We start from the raw sequence: 16,363 nt of genomic DNA on the forward strand, positions 1-16,363 counted from the left end.
CGATGGCGAACAGCAGTGCTGTGGCAGCCGAAGGTTTAGTGGTGCGGCCTTCGCGAGCCAGCGATGGGCCTTTTTTGCAACGCCTGTATCAATCGGCCCGACCGGACCTGCAATGGATCGACGACAGCGTGGAGGTGGTCGAGCAGATTGTGGCCCAGCAGTTCCAGGTACAGGAGCAAGGACTGGGTGAGAACTTCCCCAATGCCATGCATTACGTGGTTGAGAAACTCGGCACTGCGATCGGCGCGTTGAGCACTGATTTCGGACCGAATGAGATTCGCGTGCTGTATCTGGCCTTCATCCCGGCGGCGCGGGGGCAGGGGTATGGGCGGGCGGTATTGCAGGGGGTGCAGAAGGCCGCCCAACAGATTCGTTGCCCGGTGGCGACGGTGGTCTGGGCCAGCAATCCCCATGCGCTTGAACATTACCTGGCGCTGGGCTTTGCAGTGCAGGAGTACAACGTCGCGGCACAAAGGCTGGTGTGGTATCCGCAAGGCTGAGGGCACTGCGAGCCAGAAAAGGGTCAGTTGAAGGCGATGTAGAAGTAGCCTCGTTGCGGATCACGTCCCATCGACGGCACCCGGGAAACGAAAATGTTTTCCACTTTGCCCAGTTCCGGCAATTGCAGCGTGCATAAACCGTCCACAAAATCGGTCGGGACCAGGCTGTTGAACTCTACACTGAATGGCATGCGCTCACTGTTGCGCATGCGGGCGCGGGGTGACTCTTCGAGGTGTTCGAACTGCACCGGCAGTTCCCTGCCGTCGGGCAGGCGAAGGACAACGGTCTGGCCCAGCAGGGTCTGGAAATGATGACTTTGAACCGCTTGCAACATGATCAGCCTCCGAAAAGTGAACAGTGCCGGGGGCGCGCGGCCCCCGGCGAACCTTCAGCCACGCGATGGAAAATACCCTTGCAGGGCGATGCTGAAGTTGATGACCAGGAACGGGTTCATCACACTCATGGGCTGGGTCCCGCCAGTGGAGGCAATCTCTCCGGTGACGGTGGTGCTCACGCCCTGGAGTGCCACCGCCGTTGCCCCTTGCTGATCGGAGTAGATATTCGCCGTCCCCGGTCCGCCGCTCGAAGCGCCGATGAAGGCGTTGGTTGCCGTTGGCACGTTTACGGGATTGCTCGGCGGGTTGGCCAGTTGCAGGGTGGTGGTGGCGGTCAGTCCGGACATCTGGTGGGTGTGGTTGGGCATGTTGCCGATGGTCGCGGTGACGTTTTCGGTACCGGAAATCTCGCCAATGGTGCGCGTGCTGAGATTGGTGCCGGTGCCCTGGGCCATCGGTAATCGACCTTGCAGGTTGGGTAGCATGAAGGTGGTCTGGCCGTTGCCGCCGTAGTTCACGCCAATCAGCGAGAACAATGCACTCCATTGCGAAATGCTTAACGTCTGGCCATTGCAAAGGGCCCAGTTCTGGGGGGCGAAATCAAAGGCGAAAGGCTGGATAGTGCCGATAAATACTTCCATTAATCCTCATCCTTCAGGTTGGTGGTTGGCGCGCCACGCGGCTGCCAGACACCTGGGGGTGTCGACTCCTTTTCTTTACGTGGCTCGGTCACGCCACGCCACAGCGTAGACGTAGATTGTGGGTGTCGTGGCGAGGTTGTGTTTGTCCGATGGACGCGCTTCCCACGCTGTCGTCGCTAATGTCCTTCGCTGTTTACGAAAAGCTCGGTATCAAGTCGATTTAGCTTCAAATTGATATCAAAAGACCACTAGTCGAAGTTTTATCGATCGACTACGCTTTGTCCTACAAAAGGACTATCAAATACGGTGAATGGACTTGCACCATTTTCATTTCATTTCCGGTTTGCCGCGCTCGGGGTCGACCCTGCTTTCTGCAATCCTGTTGCAGAATCCGCGTTTCCATGCCGGAATGACCAGCCCCGTCGGTTCCCTGTTTTCCGGTGTTCTGGAGCAGTGCAGCGCCGGCAGCGAGTTTGGTGCCGTTATCGACACCGATATGCGCCGTCGCCTGTTGCGCGGCCTGTTTGATTCCTTTTACGCCGACAAGGCCGACAAATCGGTGGTGTTCGACACCAATCGGTTGTGGAGTTCGCGCCTGCCGGCCATCAGCGATCTGTTTCCCAAGGCCAAGGTCATTGCCTGCGTGCGCAACGTCGCCTGGGTCATGGACAGCATCGAGCGTCTGTACCGCGCCAATCCCTATGAAAACACCAAACTCTTCGGCGATGCCGTCGAGCGCAACACCGTCTACAGCCGTTGCGAAACCCTGGCCCAGCGCAATCGCCTGGTGGGTTTTGCCTGGGCGGCGCTCAAGGAAGCCTATTACGGCGAGCATGCCGACTCCTTGCTGATCATCGACTATGACTTGCTGACCCAGGCTCCGGAGCGGGTGCTGCGGCTGGTCTACGACTTTATCGACGAACCCTGGTTCGAGCACGACTTCGAACACCTGGCGTACGACGCCCCGGAATTCGATCAAGCCCTCGGGGTGGCCGGCCTGCACAAGGTCAGACCCAAGGTCGCCGTGCAGGCACGACGCACCATCCTGCCGCCGGATCTGTTCAAGCAATACTCAGACTTGTCCTTTTGGCTCGATGGCTCTGCCAGCGCCGCCAATGTCATTCGTATGAAGTCCGACGCCGCGAACATTTGATCGCGGCGTTTTTCATTGATGCCTTACGTATATTCGTTCGAATCCGGGTGAGCAGCATGTGGTGGACCATTTTTGGCGGGGTAAAGGCAACGTCACGGGCAACCGAAGGTCAACGGACGCCAGCGGCGCCCATGATCATGTCCCTTGAACCACGCATGCTGTTCGACGGCGCCGTCGCCGCCACGGTGGCCGATACCGCGGCCCAGGCCGATAGCCATTCCACAGCCGATGCCGCCAAGACACCGACTGCCGATCACCCGACGATCAGCAAGGACACCCACGGCCAGACCGATGCCGCGCCGGCTGTCAGCCCGGTTGCGGTGCCAGGGCAGAGCGTGGTGTTCGTCGACTCTCGGGTGAAAGATGCCGACAGCCTGCTCCGGGGCGTAGCCCCCGGGACCCAGATCGTGAAGCTGGACACGGGCAAGGATGGACTGCAACAAATTGCCGACTACCTCGATCAGCATCAGGGCATCAGCTCGGTGCAGATCATCGCCCACGGCAACGCTGGCGACCTGTGGCTGGGCGACAGCTATCTGTCGGCTGACAACGTCGCCGCTCGCAGCGCGGTGCTGGCGGAAATCGGCAAGGACATCAACGCTGGCGGCGACATCCTGATCTACGGCTGCTACACCGCCGAAGGCGAGCGTGGCCTGAGCTTTGTCGACTCGCTGGCGCAAATGACCGGCCGCGATGTAGCGGCTTCGAGCAACCGTACCGGCGTGGGCGGCGACTGGGATCTGGAAATCGCCACCGGCAACATCGAAAGCGCCAACGTGCTCTCGACCACAGCCATGAGCGACTATCAGTGGGGCCTGGCCACCTGGACCGCCACCAACAACGCCAATACGGGCGTCGGCTCGTTGCGTGCCGCCCTCGCCTCGGCGCAGAACGGCGATATCGTCACCTTCAGCAGTGGCATGACGGTGCAGTTGACCTCCGAATTGCTGATCAACAAGAACGTCACCGTTGATGGCGACTTGAACAACGACGGTGCGGCGGATGTGATTCTCGATGGTCAGTACAGGACCCGAGTGATTGAAGTGAGCTCAGGCAGTATCGTCACGCTCGATGGCCTGGTGATCACCCGTGGCCTGGTGTCGGGCAATGGCGGCAACGGTGGCTACGGTGCCACGGGCGCGATGGCCGGAGGTATTTTCAACGCTGGGATTCTGACCCTGAACAACGTTACCGTGACCTCCAACGGGGCTTCCGGTGGCGGTGGCGGCGGCGGTGTCACGGGCGCTTTTTACGGCGGCGGCGGCGGTGGCGGCGGCGGTCTGGGCGGACAGGGCGGTGGGCATGGCGGTTCGGCAGGGCCAGGCACCGGCACGTTGGGCGGCCAGGCGGGCAGCGGTGGCGTCGGTGGTTACGGCGGCGGTTATGACGCCACCCACATGGGCGGTCGTGGCGGTACCTCCACTGGCGGTGCTGGCGGGGTGGGCGTTTCCTATTACAGCAACGGCGGTAACGGTGCGACGGCCACCAATGGCACGATATCCATTGGCGGCGGCGGCGGCGGGGCCGGTTGGGACAAGGTGGGTGGCGCCGGCGGCAACGCGGTGGGCGGGATCTACAACGCCAGCAGCGGCACCATCACCGTCATCGGCACGTCGACCATCAGCAACAACATCGGCGCCGGTGGCGGCGGTGGCGGTGGCGGTGGCCAAGGCAGCAATGCCAGCAATGGCGGCCTGGGCGGCCGGGGCGTCGGTGCGATCTGGAACAAAGGCACGCTGCTGATGACGGCCGCCAACTTCGCCGCCCTGGCCGGTAATGCCGCGGCCAGTGGTGCAGGCGGTACCGCGCAGGGCGGAGGTACAACCGGCACCTCGCCGACCTCCTTCGCGACCATCTACAACGACGGGGGTGTACTCAACACCGCGTATGCGCCACCACCGACCGCGACCATCGTGGTTGCTGACACCACACTGAGCATCGGCGAAACGTCCTTGGTGACGATCACTTTTTCCGAGGCCGTGACCGGTTTCACCAATGCGGACCTGACCATCGCCAACGGCACCTTGAGTGCGGTAAGCAGCAGCGATGGCGGCATCACCTGGACGGCTACGTTCACGCCGTCCGCCAGTATTTCCGATACGACCAACGTCATTACCCTGGACAACACCGGGGTGATAAACGGTCTGGGCACCGCCGGCGTCGGCACCACCAACTCCAATAACTACACCGTCGATACCGTACGCCCGACCGCTAGCATCGTGTTTACCGACACGGCCCTCAAGGTCGGCGAAACGTCGCTGGTGACCATCACCTTCAACGAAGCGGTCACTGGCCTCACCAACGCGGACCTAACGATTGCCAACGGTACGCTCACGGCGGTGAGCAGCAGCGATGGCGGCATCACCTGGACGGGGACCTTCACGCCGACCGCCAGCATCACCGATGCGACCAACCTGATCACCCTGGACAACACCGGGGTCAGCGACCTGGCGGGCAATGCCGGGAGCGGCACCACCGATTCGAACAACTACGCCATCGATACCGTGCGCCCGACCGCGACCCTTGTGGTGGCCGACACCAGCCTGAGAATCGGTGAAACCTCGCTGGTGACCATTACCTTCAGCGAAGCGGTCAGCGGGTTCACCAACGCCGACCTGACGATTGCCAACGGTACGCTCACGGCGGTGAGCAGCAGCGATGGCGGCATCACCTGGACGGCGACCTTTACCCCGACCGCCAGCGTCAATGACACGACCAACCTGATCACCCTGAACAACACCGGGGTCAGCGATCTGGCGGGCAACGCCGGTAGCGGCACCACTGATTCGAACAACTATGCGATAGATACGCTTCGTCCGACCGCGACCATCGTGGTGGCGGACACGGCGCTGAGAATCGGCGAAACCTCGCTGGTGACCATCACCTTCAGCGAGGCGGTGAGCGGGTTCACCAACGCCGATCTGACCATCGCCAACGGTACGCTCACTGCGGTGAGCAGCAGTGATGGCGGTATCACCTGGACGGCGACCTTCACCCCGTCCGCCAGCATCACCGACACGACCAACCTGATCACTCTGGACAATACCGGGGTCAGCGATCTGTCGGGCAACGCCGGCAGCGGCACCACCGACTCCAACAACTACGCGATCGACACCGTGCGCCCGACGGCCAGCATCGTGGTCGCGGATACGGCGCTGAGAATCGGTGAAACCTCGCTGGTGACGATCACCTTCAGCGAGGCGGTGAGCGGGTTCACCAACGCCGACCTGACCATCGCCAACGGTACGCTCACTGCGGTGAGCAGCAGCGACGGCGGCATCACCTGGACGGCGACCTTCACTCCCTCCGCGAGCATCAACGACACGACCAACCTGATCACCCTGAACAACACCGGGGTCAGCGATCTGGCGGGCAACACCGGCAGTGGCACCACCGATTCGAACAACTACGCCATCGATACTGTTCGTCCGACTGCCACGATTGTGCTGGCCGATACAACGCTGACCGCGGGCGAAACCTCGCTGGTGACCATCACCTTCTCCGAGGCGGTGAGCGGTTTCACCAACGCCGACCTGACGATTGCCAACGGCACCTTGACATCCGTCAGCAGCAGCGACGGTGGCATCACCTGGACGGCGACCTTCACCCCTACCGTTGGCGTGAATGACTCGAGCAACGTGATCACCCTGAACAACACCGGAGTGAGTGATCTGGCGGGCAACACCGGCAGCGGCACCACCAACTCCGGCAACTACACCATCGATACGGTGCTGCCGACGGCGACCATCGTGGTCGCCGACAATGCGTTGAAAATCGGTGAAACGTCGCTGGTGACCATTACTTTCAGCGAAGCCGTCAGTGGGTTCTCCAACGCCGACCTGACCATCGCCAACGGTACACTCACAGCGGTGAGCAGCAGCGACGGCGGCATCACCTGGACCGCGACATTCACCCCGACTGCCAGCATCACCGACACGACCAACCTGATCACGCTGGACAACACCGGTGTGCAGGCTGTCGCCAGCGGTAACGTGGGCATCGGCACGACCGACTCCAACAACTACGCCATCGACACCGTGCGCCCGACCGCCACCATTGTGGTTGCGGACACGGCACTGAGAATCGGCGAAACCTCGCTGGTGACGATCACCTTCAGCGAAGCGGTGAGTGGTTTCACCAATGCCGACCTGACCATCGCCAACGGTACGCTCACAGCGGTGAGCAGCAGCGACGGCGGCATCACCTGGACGGCAACCTTCACGCCTTCGGCGAGCATCAACGACACCACAAACCTGATCACCCTGGACAACACCGGCGTGGCTGATCTGGGGGGGAACGCCGGCAGCGGCACCACCGATTCCAACAACTACGCTATCGACACGGTCCGACCCACTGCGACCATTGTCCTGGCCGACGCCACCCTGAGTGCCGGCGAAACCTCGCTGGTGACCATTACCTTCTCCGAGGCAGTGACGGGTTTCACCAACGCTGACCTGAGCATCGCCAACGGCACCTTGACCTCGGTGAGTAGCAGCGACGGTGGCATCACCTGGACCGCGACCTTCACCCCAACCGTCGGCGTGAATGACTCGAGCAACGTGATCACCCTGAACAATACCGGAGTCAGCGATCTGGCGGGCAACACCGGCAGCGGCACTACCAACTCCGGTAACTACACCATCGATACGGTGCTGCCGACGGCCACTATCGTGGTCGCCAACACTGCCTTGAGCGTCGGCGAAACCTCGCTGGTGACCATCACCTTCTCCGAGGCGGTGAGCGGTTTCAGCAACGCCGACCTGACCATCGCCAACGGCACCTTGAGCTCCGTGACCAGCGGTGATGGTGGCATCACCTGGACCGCAACCTTTACGCCGACCAATGCCATCTCCGACACCAGTAACGTCATCACCCTGGATAACAGCGGTGTGCAAAACGGCTCGGGCAACGCCGGTAGCGGCACCACCGACTCCAACAACTACGTGATCGACACCGTGCGCCCGACCGCCACCATTGTGGTCGCGGACTCGGCGCTGGCGGTGGGTCAGACATCGGTGGTGACCATCACGTTCTCCGAGGCGGTGACCGGCTTTACCACGGCCGATCTGACGGTGAGCAACGGTACTCTGAGCAATCTCAGCACCAGCGATAACATCATTTACACCGCGACATTTACTCCGACGGCTGGCATCACCGACGCCACCAACCTGATCACCCTGGACAACAGCGGTGTGGTCGACGGGGCGGGCAACGCCGGCAGCGGCACCACCGATTCGAACAACTTTTCGATCGACAGCCAGCGCCCGACCGCAACCATTGTGCTATCCGACCCGACGCTGAGCGCCGGTGAAACCTCGCTGGTAACCATCACCTTCTCCGAGGCTGTGAGCGGTTTCAGCAACGCTGACCTGTCCGTTCCCAACGGCACGTTGAGTGCGGTGAGCAGTAGCGACGGCGGCATCACCTGGACGGCGACGTTCACGCCGACCGTCGCGGTCAACGACACGAGCAACCTGATCACCCTGGACAACTCCGGCGTCGCGGACCTGGCAGGCAACGTCGGTGCGGGTACGACCAATTCCGCGAATTTCACCATCGATACCGTGTTGCCGACCGCCACCATCGTGGTCGCCGACACTGCCTTGAGCGTCGGCGAAACCTCGCTGGTGACCATCACCTTCAGCGAGGCCGTGAGCGGTTTCAGCAACGCCGACCTGAGCATTGCCAACGGTACCCTGAGCGCGGTGAGCAGCAGCGATGGCGGCGTCACCTGGACGGCAACCTTCACGCCGACCGCCAACATCGCTGACAGCTCCAACCTGATCACTCTGGACAACAGCGGCGTGCAGAACGCCTCCGGCAATGCGGGCAGCGGCACCACCGATTCCAACAACTATGCCATCGACACCGAGCGCCCGACGGCGACCATCGTCGTGGCCGACGACACGCTGGCCATCGGTGAAACCTCGTTGGTGACGATCACGTTCAATGAAGCGGTGACGGGGCTCACTACCGCCGACCTGATCGTGGAAAACGGCACTTTGAGCAGCTTGAGCAGCAGCGACGGTGGTATCACCTGGACAGCGACCTTCACGCCGAGCGCCAGCATCACTGACACGACGAATCTGGTGACCCTGGACAATACCGGGGTTGTTGACCTGGCGGGCAACGCCGGCAGTGGCACCACAGATTCGAACAACTTTTCGATCGACAGCCAGCGCCCGACCGCAACCATTGTGCTGTCCGACCCGACGCTGAGCGCCGGTGAAACCTCGCTGGTAACCATCACCTTCTCCGAGGCAGTGAGCGGTTTCAGCAACGCTGACCTGTCCGTTCCCAACGGCACGTTGAGTGCGGTGAGCAGTAGCGACGGCGGCATCACCTGGACGGCGACGTTCACGCCGACCGTCGCGGTCAACGACACGAGCAACCTGATCACCCTGGACAACTCCGGCGTCGCGGACCTGGCAGGCAACGCCGGTGCGGGTACGACCAATTCCGCGAATTTCACCATCGACACCGTGTTGCCGACCGCCACCATCGTGGTCGCCGACACTGCCTTGAGCGTCGGCGAAACCTCGCTGGTGACCATCACCTTCAGCGAGGCCGTGAGCGGTTTCAGCAACGCCGACCTGAGCATTGCCAACGGTACCCTGAGCGCGGTGAGCAGCAGCGATGGCGGCGTCACCTGGACGGCAACCTTCACGCCGACCGCCAACATCGCTGACAGCTCCAACCTGATCACTCTGGACAACAGCGGCGTGCAGAACGCCTCCGGCAATGCGGGCAGCGGTACCACCGATTCCAACAACTACGCCATCGACACCGAGCGTCCGACCGCCACCATCGTGGTCGCCGACACGGCCCTGAGCGTCGGCGAAACCTCGCTGGTGACCATCACCTTCAGCGAGGCGGTGAGCGGTTTCAGCAACGCCGACCTGACCATCGATAATGGCACCTTGAGTGCGGTGAGCAGCAGCGACGGCGGCATCACCTGGACGGCCATTCTGACACCGTTGGTGGGTATCGCCGACACCGGCAACCTCATCCAGCTCGATAACAGCGGTGTTCAGGATGCGGCAGGCAATGCCGGCATCGGGGCCACGGATTCGAACAACTACGCGATCGACAGCCAACGCCCGACCGCGACCATTGTCATGGCCGACACCGACCTGCGTCCAGGCGAAACGACCCTGGTGACCATCACCTTCAGCGAAGCGGTCAGTGGTCTGGACAGTTCCGATCTGAGCGTCGCCAACGGCACTCTGAACGGGTTGAGCAGCAGCGACGGCGGCGTCACCTGGACGGCGACTTTCACGCCGACCGCCAGCATCACCGACACCACCAACCTGATCACCCTGGACAACACCGGTGTCACCGATGCAGCTGGCAACGCCGGAAGCGGGGTGACCAACTCGGCGAATTACCTGGTGCAAACCAGTGTGCCGACCGCCAGCATCGTGATCGCCGACACGGCGCTCAAGGCTGGCGAAACGACCCTGGTGACCATCACGTTCAGCGAGGCGGTGACCGGTTTCAGCAACGCCGACCTGACCATCGCCAACGGTACATTGAGCAACGTCAGCAGCAGCGATGGCGGCATTACCTGGACAGCGGCCTTTACGCCAACCTCGAACGTTACCGACGCCGGCAACCTGATCACGCTCGACAATAGCGGCGTGGCCAATGCATCGGGCAACGCGGGGACGGGCACTACCGACTCGAACAATTTTGCCATCGACACCGCGCTGCCGACCGCGACCATCGTGGTTGCCGACACGCAACTCGGCATCGGCGAAACCACCACCGTGACCATCACCTTCAGCGAAGCGGTGAGCGGTTTCGATGTGTCGGACATCAGCGTTGCCAATGGTGTGTTGTCGAACCTGAGCAGCAGCGATGGCGGCGTGACTTGGACCGCGACCCTGACGCCGACCGCCAATGTCAACGACACAACCAACCTGATCGTGCTCGACACCGGTCGCGTGCAGGACGTTGCCGGCAACTTCGGCGCAAGTATCGCCATCTCCAACAATTACGCGCTTGATGCGACCCGGCCAACGGTGAACATCGTGGTTGCCAACCCGAACCTCGGTATCGGCCAGACCACTACGGTGACCTTCACCTTCAGCGAAGCCGTCAGCCACTTCGACCTGTCCGATCTGAGCGTGACCAACGGCGACCTGAGCAATCTCGCCAGCAGCGATGGCGGCAAGACCTGGATGGCGACGTTCACGCCGACGGCCAATGTCACCGACCCAAGCAACTTCATCGCCCTGGACACCCGCAACGTCACAGATCTGGTGGGTAACACTGGCAACACGGTAGCGGTGTCGAACAATTACACCCTCGACAGCGAACTGCCGAGCGCCACCGTCGTGGTCGCCAATCCGAACCTGGGCGTGGGTCAGACTTCGCAGGTGACCATCACCTTCAACGAAGCGGTCAGTGGTTTTGATTTGTCCGACATCAGTATTGCCAACGGCACCTTGTCCGACCTGAGCAGCAGCGATGGCGGCAAGACCTGGACCGCGACCCTGACACCGACCGCCAACGTCAATATCGCCAGCAACGTGATCAGCATCGACTATGCCGGTATCAGCGACATGGCCGGCAACAGTGGCAGCGGCGTGAGCTATTCCGACAATTTTGTCATCAACACGGTGCCAACTTCCTCGGTCGTTTTCGTGTCGGCAGACCCGGATTTGCGCAGCAACCCCCCGGTGACGCTGTCCGATGTGCCCAACGTGCCGCTGCAACCGACCATTTTCACGCCTCCGACGGGCAACCTCAGCTCACCATTGACCTTCCAGCCGTTGTTCGAGCAACGGGTGATCGGCAACGGTATCCGGCCGTTGGGCGATATTTTCATGAACCACGGTGCATTGGCCCCGAGTTTCATCGCACAGGTTTTCAGCAGCAATGACAGCGGAGGCGATGGCTCGGGGCATGGTTTCCTCGGTTTCGGCGGCGGCGATGGCGGTGTGTTCAGCACCAGCACGCTATCGAGCCTGTTCAATCAGGACAGCAGTAGCGAACGCGATTCGTTGAACGCCTTTGGCAGTCAGTCGATCAAGTCCGGCGATGTTTCCCAGGGCCTGCGCGGGGTGTTTGGCGCACCGACCCTGGGCCAGCAATTGCAACAGCTCAAAGACAACGAGCAGCAGCAGGTGGATAACCTGGCCGCCGCTTTGAAACTGGCCGGCATCAGCGAAATGCAGGCCTGATGAAAACCTCCACTTGTGATGCGGCACCCAGGGGCGATGCAAGGATGAATAGAAGTCATAAGTTATTCGGCGCCAGCCTGCTGGCACTGGCGATCAGCGGATGCGCAGTCACCAGTGAGCCGATCGAACGCAGTGTCAGTGAGCAGCGGGCCAAAAGTGACCTGCAAAGCATGTACAAGGGGCAGGAGCCTCTTGGCGGCCCATTGACCCTGCACCAGGCCATGGCCCGTGCGGTGAAGTACAACCTCGAAGGCCGGTTGAAAATCATGGAGGAGGCCCTGGCCAAGCGTCAACTCGACCTCGCCAGTTTCGACATGCTGCCGCGCATGGCGCTGGACGCCGGATACGTGGGCCGCAACAACGTCAACGCCTCCAGTAGCCAGAGCGTGCGGACCGGCACGCAGTCCCTGGAGCCTTCGACCTCCCAGGACCGCGACCGTGATGTAGCGGACCTGACGATGGTCTGGAACGTGCTCGATTTCGGTGTCAGTTACATCAGTGCAAAGCAGCAGGGCGACCAGCGCCTGATCGTTCAGGAGCGCCGACGCAAGGTGATCAACACCATCGTCCAGGACGTACGCTCGGCGTATTGGCGGGCGATGGCCGCCGAACGCCTGCTCACGCAGATCGACAGCCTGATGGCACGGGTGGAAACCGCGCGCAACGACAGCCAGAGCATGAGCCAGCAACGCATTGGCGATCCGGTGCAAGCCCTCGGTTATCAACGCTCGCTGATCGAAGCGACCCGCCAACTGGAAGAGCAACGCCGTGCGTTGTCACTGGCGAAGACCGAACTGGCGACCCTGATCAACCTGCCGATGGGCACGGAGCTAACCCTGGCGACCGATAACGGTTATGAGATTCCCGAACTCAAGGTCGATCTGGCCAGTCTTGAACAGGAAGCCCTGACCAGCCGTCCGGAACTGCGCGAACAGGATTATCAGACCCGCATCAGCGCTGCCGAGACCCGCAAAGCCATGTTGCGCCTGCTGCCGGGCCTGGAGTTCTCCGCTGGCGGACATTACGACAGCAACTCGTTCCTGGTGGAGCAGGGCTGGGCCGATTACGGCGTCAAGGTCACCTGGAACCTGTTCAATGTGATCTCGGCGCCTGCGGCGATCGACGTGGCCAAGGCCGGTGAGGAAGTCGCCACCGCGCGCCGTCAGGCGATGTCGATTGCGGTGCTGGCGCAGTTGTATGTGGCCAATGCCAACTACCGCGAGGCCTTGCGCCAGTTCAAGACCAACCAGCAATTGTCGGACATCGACGGGCAAATCGTCGGTCAGTTGCGCAACCGCCACCAGGCGGATGGCATCGGTGAACTGGATCTGATCCAGGGCGAACTCAATACCTTGCAGGCCGATCTGCGTCGTGACCTGTCCTACGCCGACCTGCGCAACGCCTACGGGCAAATTTTCGCCAGCGCCGGCCTCGATCCGTTGCCGGATCAGGTGCAATCGACACAGGTCCAGTCCATCGCCACGGCCCTGGCCAATCGTGAAGCAGCCTGGGCGGCAGGTGATATTACGGTGCCGGTGACCCATGCCCCAGCACGTTGATGTGAAGGCCCCGACCGCCAGCATCAGCCGAGCTCAGCGGGAGCGGCGCAACGGTCATCGCGGCGCGGCTATCCTGCTGACCGGCCTGCCGGCGGCGGGCAAGTCGACCCTTGCGCAAGCGCTGCACGCCGAGTTGTTTGCCCGCGGACTGCAGAGCGTGGTGCTCGATGGTGACGGGCTGCGGGTGGGGCTCAATCGAGATCTGGGCTTCAGCGACAGCGATCGTCAGGAGAACATCCGTCGCGCCAGCGAACTGGCATCGTTGCTGGTGGAGAACGGACAAATCGTGATCCTGGCGATGATCGCGCCCCTGGTGGAGTTGCGCGATGTGTTCGCCCGGCGGCTCGGTGACGATTATCGCGAAGTCTGGTGCAGTGCGACCCTGGCGGTGTGCGAGCAACGTGATCCAAAAGGTCACTATGCCCGCGCCCGACGCGGCGAATTGACCGGGTTTACCGGGGTGTCCGCACCGTATCAGGCACCGGTCGATGCGGCGCTGGTGCTCGACACCGGGATACAGTCTGTGGAGGCCTGTCTTGATCGACTGTTGACTTGGCTCGGTGAATCCGCGGTGCTGCCCCGACCTTGAACCGGTTGGTGTTCAAGGTTTCGACGACAAGTCCGCCATGCCCTTGAGCAACTCGATCGGCAGTGGAAAGACGATGGTCGAGCTCTTGTCGCCGGCAATCGAACTCAGGGTCTGCATGTAGCGCAGCTGCATGGCCCCCGGCTGGCGGCCCAGCATTTCGGCGGCTTGCATGAGTTTTTCCGAGGCCTGCAATTCGCCTTCGGCGTGGATCACCTTGGCTCGCCGTTCCCGTTCGGCTTCGGCCTGCTTGGCGATGGCGCGGATCATCGATTCGTTGAGGTCCACGTGCTTGATCTCGACGTTGGCGACCTTGATGCCCCAGGCGTCGGTCTGGGCGTCGAGTACTTGCTGGATGTCCAGATTCAAGCGTTCGCGTTCGGCCAGCAGTTCGTCCAGTTCGTGTTTACCCAGCACCGCCCGCAGCGTGGTTTGCGCCAATTGGCTGGTGGCCATCAGAAAGTCTTCGACCTGGATGATCGCCTTTTGCGGATCGAGCACGCGGAAATACAGCACTGCGTTGACCTTGACCGACACGTTGTCGCGGGTGATCACGTCTTGCGGTGGCACGTCCAGCACCACGGTGCGCAAATCGACCCTTACCATTTGCTGGACCACCGGAATCAGCAGGATCAGGCCAGGGCCCTTGACCTGCCAGAAGCGCCCGAGCTGGAACACGACGCCGCGCTCGTATTCGCGCAGGATGCGGAACGTCGCCCCTGCCAGTGCGATGATCAACAATAGCAGCGCGACAAGACCCAATTGCAAACCCATGACTATTCTCCGCCCGGCACCGCGTCAGCCGCGGCCACTTGCAGCAGCAAACCCTTGCGCCCCACCACCCGCACCCGCTGCCCGGGTTGCAGCGGTGTCGCGCTAAGCACTTGCCATCGTTCTCCTTGCAGATGAATCCAGCCGCCATAGGCGTTACCGGTCTGCAATGACGTCACCGCCGTCACGCTGCCGAGCAGCCCGGCATCACCGCTGACGATGTCGCGCGGTCGTGTCTTCATGGCGTGAATCACCAGGTAGATCAGCAACAGCGCGCTGACCAGGCCCAGGCCGATCATCAACGGCACGGGCACTTCGGTGTTGGACAGGATCACCGCGCCGATCACGAACATCACGATGCCGCCCAGGCCGATCACGCCGTAATTGGGCAGGGCCGCCTCGGCGATCAGGAACGCTAGGCCGAAGGTGATCAGCCAGATCCCGATGGGGTTGGGCACCAGCAACACAACTGTGTCGGTGGCGCAGGCCGATCCGCTCAACGCCAATAGCAACGCAACTGCACAGCAACGCATGTTCACTTGACCCTCCGGGAGAGTCGTGGAGTGGCTCTGAATACAGTTTAGTTGAGCCTCGACCGGTATGAATTTTGCTCAATTACCGTCGGCAGCCGATGAGCGGATTTCCCACCGGAACGCGCTGACGGGCCTAGACTTTTACTACGCAAGCCAAGCTTTAATCATCGTCCGCAAGCAATCATGGCGGACACCGAGGTGCATCATGCGTATGGCAAGAACCGTGCAGCGAAGCCTGGAAAAGGCTCAATGCGAATATGACATCGTCAGCCACCCACACTCGGCCAGCAGCCTTGAAACGGCGCGGGTCGCAGGTATTCCTGCCGAACGGGTGGCCAAATCGGTGATCCTCGACGATCACCATGGGCATTACCTGATGGCCGTGCTGCCCGCCAGCCGTCACCTTGACCTGAGCAAAGTCCGCAGTAGCGGTGAGTGGCAGGTTTCCCGCGAAAGCAACCTCGCGCACCTGTTCGATGATTGCGAACGCGGTGCCGTACCGGCGCTGGGTGAGTCCTATGGGTTGGAGGTGGTCATCGATCCGCTGCTGACCCGGCAAAAAGACATCTATCTGGAGGCTGGAAACCACGTCAACCTGGTGCGCATGGACATGCCCGAGTTTCTGAAAATGGTGCCGCATGCCGAGGTGCGGGAATTGAGTCATTGAGTTTTGTTTCGTCAATGCTGACGTCATCGCGGGCAAGCTCCCTCCCACAGGAACTGCGATAAATCTGTGGGAGCGAGCTTGCTCGTGATGACCGCGCAGCGGTCCTTGAATTGGTCCCCAGGAGTTCGACATGGAAAGCCCGACCCACAACCTTCCATCCCTGTTCAAACAACTCGGACTGCCGGACGACGCCGAAAGCATCGATAAATTCATCGCCACCCATTCACCGCTCAAACCGGAGCTGCACCTTGCGGATGCGTTTTTCTGGAGCCCGAGCCAGGCGGAGCTTCTGCGGGAGGAGATTCTCGATGACGCGGATTGGGCCGAGGTGGTGGATCAACTGGATGTGATGTTGAGGAAGGGGCGGGGGGTGTAAATAACTGATAGGCGGCGGTCCGCAGAGGTTGCTCTGATCAAGGTAATTGACCA

Annotated in this window: 11 protein-coding genes; 7 read left to right on the top strand and 4 right to left on the bottom strand. The window is 61.7% G+C overall.

The genetic code is table 11. The features are described from left to right. Nucleotides 1-2 precede the first annotated feature (2 nt). Nucleotides 3-500: a GNAT family N-acetyltransferase gene (locus tag AC1RP7_RS06240; protein ID WP_057712538.1), complete on the top strand. Its 498-nt coding sequence runs from the start codon at nt 3-5 to the stop codon at nt 498-500. A gap of 23 nt (nt 501-523) precedes the next feature. Here the strand turns inward: AC1RP7_RS06240 and AC1RP7_RS06245 are convergent, their stop codons facing one another. Together AC1RP7_RS06245 and AC1RP7_RS06250 are read right to left on the bottom strand one after the other, a co-directional pair. After that, nucleotides 524-835: a DUF6916 family protein gene (locus AC1RP7_RS06245; protein WP_493181470.1), complete on the bottom strand. Its 312-nt coding sequence runs from the start codon at nt 833-835 to the stop codon at nt 524-526. 54 nt (nt 836-889) lie between these two features. After that, nucleotides 890-1,477 (bottom strand): phage tail protein, encoded by a 588-nt coding sequence (locus tag AC1RP7_RS06250; RefSeq protein WP_218495486.1) that lies wholly within the window; start codon nt 1,475-1,477, stop codon nt 890-892. A gap of 310 nt (nt 1,478-1,787) precedes the next feature. Between AC1RP7_RS06250 and AC1RP7_RS06255 the strand changes: the two genes are divergently transcribed. The 4 genes from AC1RP7_RS06255 to cysC all read left to right on the top strand — a co-directional run bounded on the left by AC1RP7_RS06255 (nt 1,788) and on the right by cysC (nt 13,966). Continuing rightward, nucleotides 1,788-2,630 (top strand): sulfotransferase family protein, encoded by an 843-nt coding sequence (locus AC1RP7_RS06255; protein WP_090452404.1) that lies wholly within the window; start codon nt 1,788-1,790, stop codon nt 2,628-2,630. Between the two features lie 131 nt (nt 2,631-2,761). Beyond that, complete coding sequence (locus AC1RP7_RS06260; protein ID WP_493181616.1) at nt 2,762-11,818, top strand: Ig-like domain-containing protein; 9,057 nt, start codon at nt 2,762-2,764, stop codon at nt 11,816-11,818. Nucleotides 11,819-11,862: 44 nt separating this feature from the next. Further along, the gene (locus AC1RP7_RS06265; RefSeq protein WP_057712533.1) at nt 11,863-13,377 is read left to right on the top strand and encodes a TolC family protein; all 1,515 of its coding nucleotides are present in this window, start codon (nt 11,863-11,865) and stop codon (nt 13,375-13,377) included. Continuing rightward, a complete protein-coding gene (gene cysC / locus AC1RP7_RS06270) occupies nt 13,361-13,966 on the top strand; it encodes an adenylyl-sulfate kinase (RefSeq protein WP_057712532.1) in 606 nt (201 codons plus the stop codon). Before AC1RP7_RS06265 ends, cysC begins: the two co-directional genes overlap by 17 nt. 12 nt (nt 13,967-13,978) lie before the next feature. On the opposite strand, the gene AC1RP7_RS06275 is transcribed toward cysC, so the two are convergent. Both AC1RP7_RS06275 and AC1RP7_RS06280 read right to left on the bottom strand, forming a co-directional pair. Then, nucleotides 13,979-14,737 (bottom strand): slipin family protein, encoded by a 759-nt coding sequence (locus AC1RP7_RS06275; protein WP_057399130.1) that lies wholly within the window; start codon nt 14,735-14,737, stop codon nt 13,979-13,981. A 2-nt stretch (nt 14,738-14,739) separates the two neighbouring features. Continuing rightward, nucleotides 14,740-15,273: an NfeD family protein gene (locus tag AC1RP7_RS06280; RefSeq protein WP_493181471.1), complete on the bottom strand. Its 534-nt coding sequence runs from the start codon at nt 15,271-15,273 to the stop codon at nt 14,740-14,742. Between the two features lie 199 nt (nt 15,274-15,472). On the opposite strand from AC1RP7_RS06280, the gene AC1RP7_RS06285 reads away from it, so the two are divergent. Continuing rightward, the gene (locus AC1RP7_RS06285; protein WP_007975646.1) at nt 15,473-15,934 is read left to right on the top strand and encodes an aminoacyl-tRNA deacylase; all 462 of its coding nucleotides are present in this window, start codon (nt 15,473-15,475) and stop codon (nt 15,932-15,934) included. A gap of 130 nt (nt 15,935-16,064) precedes the next feature. Beyond that, nucleotides 16,065-16,310 carry a DUF2789 domain-containing protein gene (locus AC1RP7_RS06290; RefSeq protein WP_015092958.1) on the top strand — a complete coding sequence of 82 codons (246 nt, stop codon included), beginning with the start codon at nt 16,065-16,067 and terminating at the stop codon, nt 16,308-16,310. Nucleotides 16,311-16,363 lie beyond the last annotated feature (53 nt).

The sequence above is a fragment of the Pseudomonas sp. GW822-FHT01E03 genome, assembly GCF_058802985.1.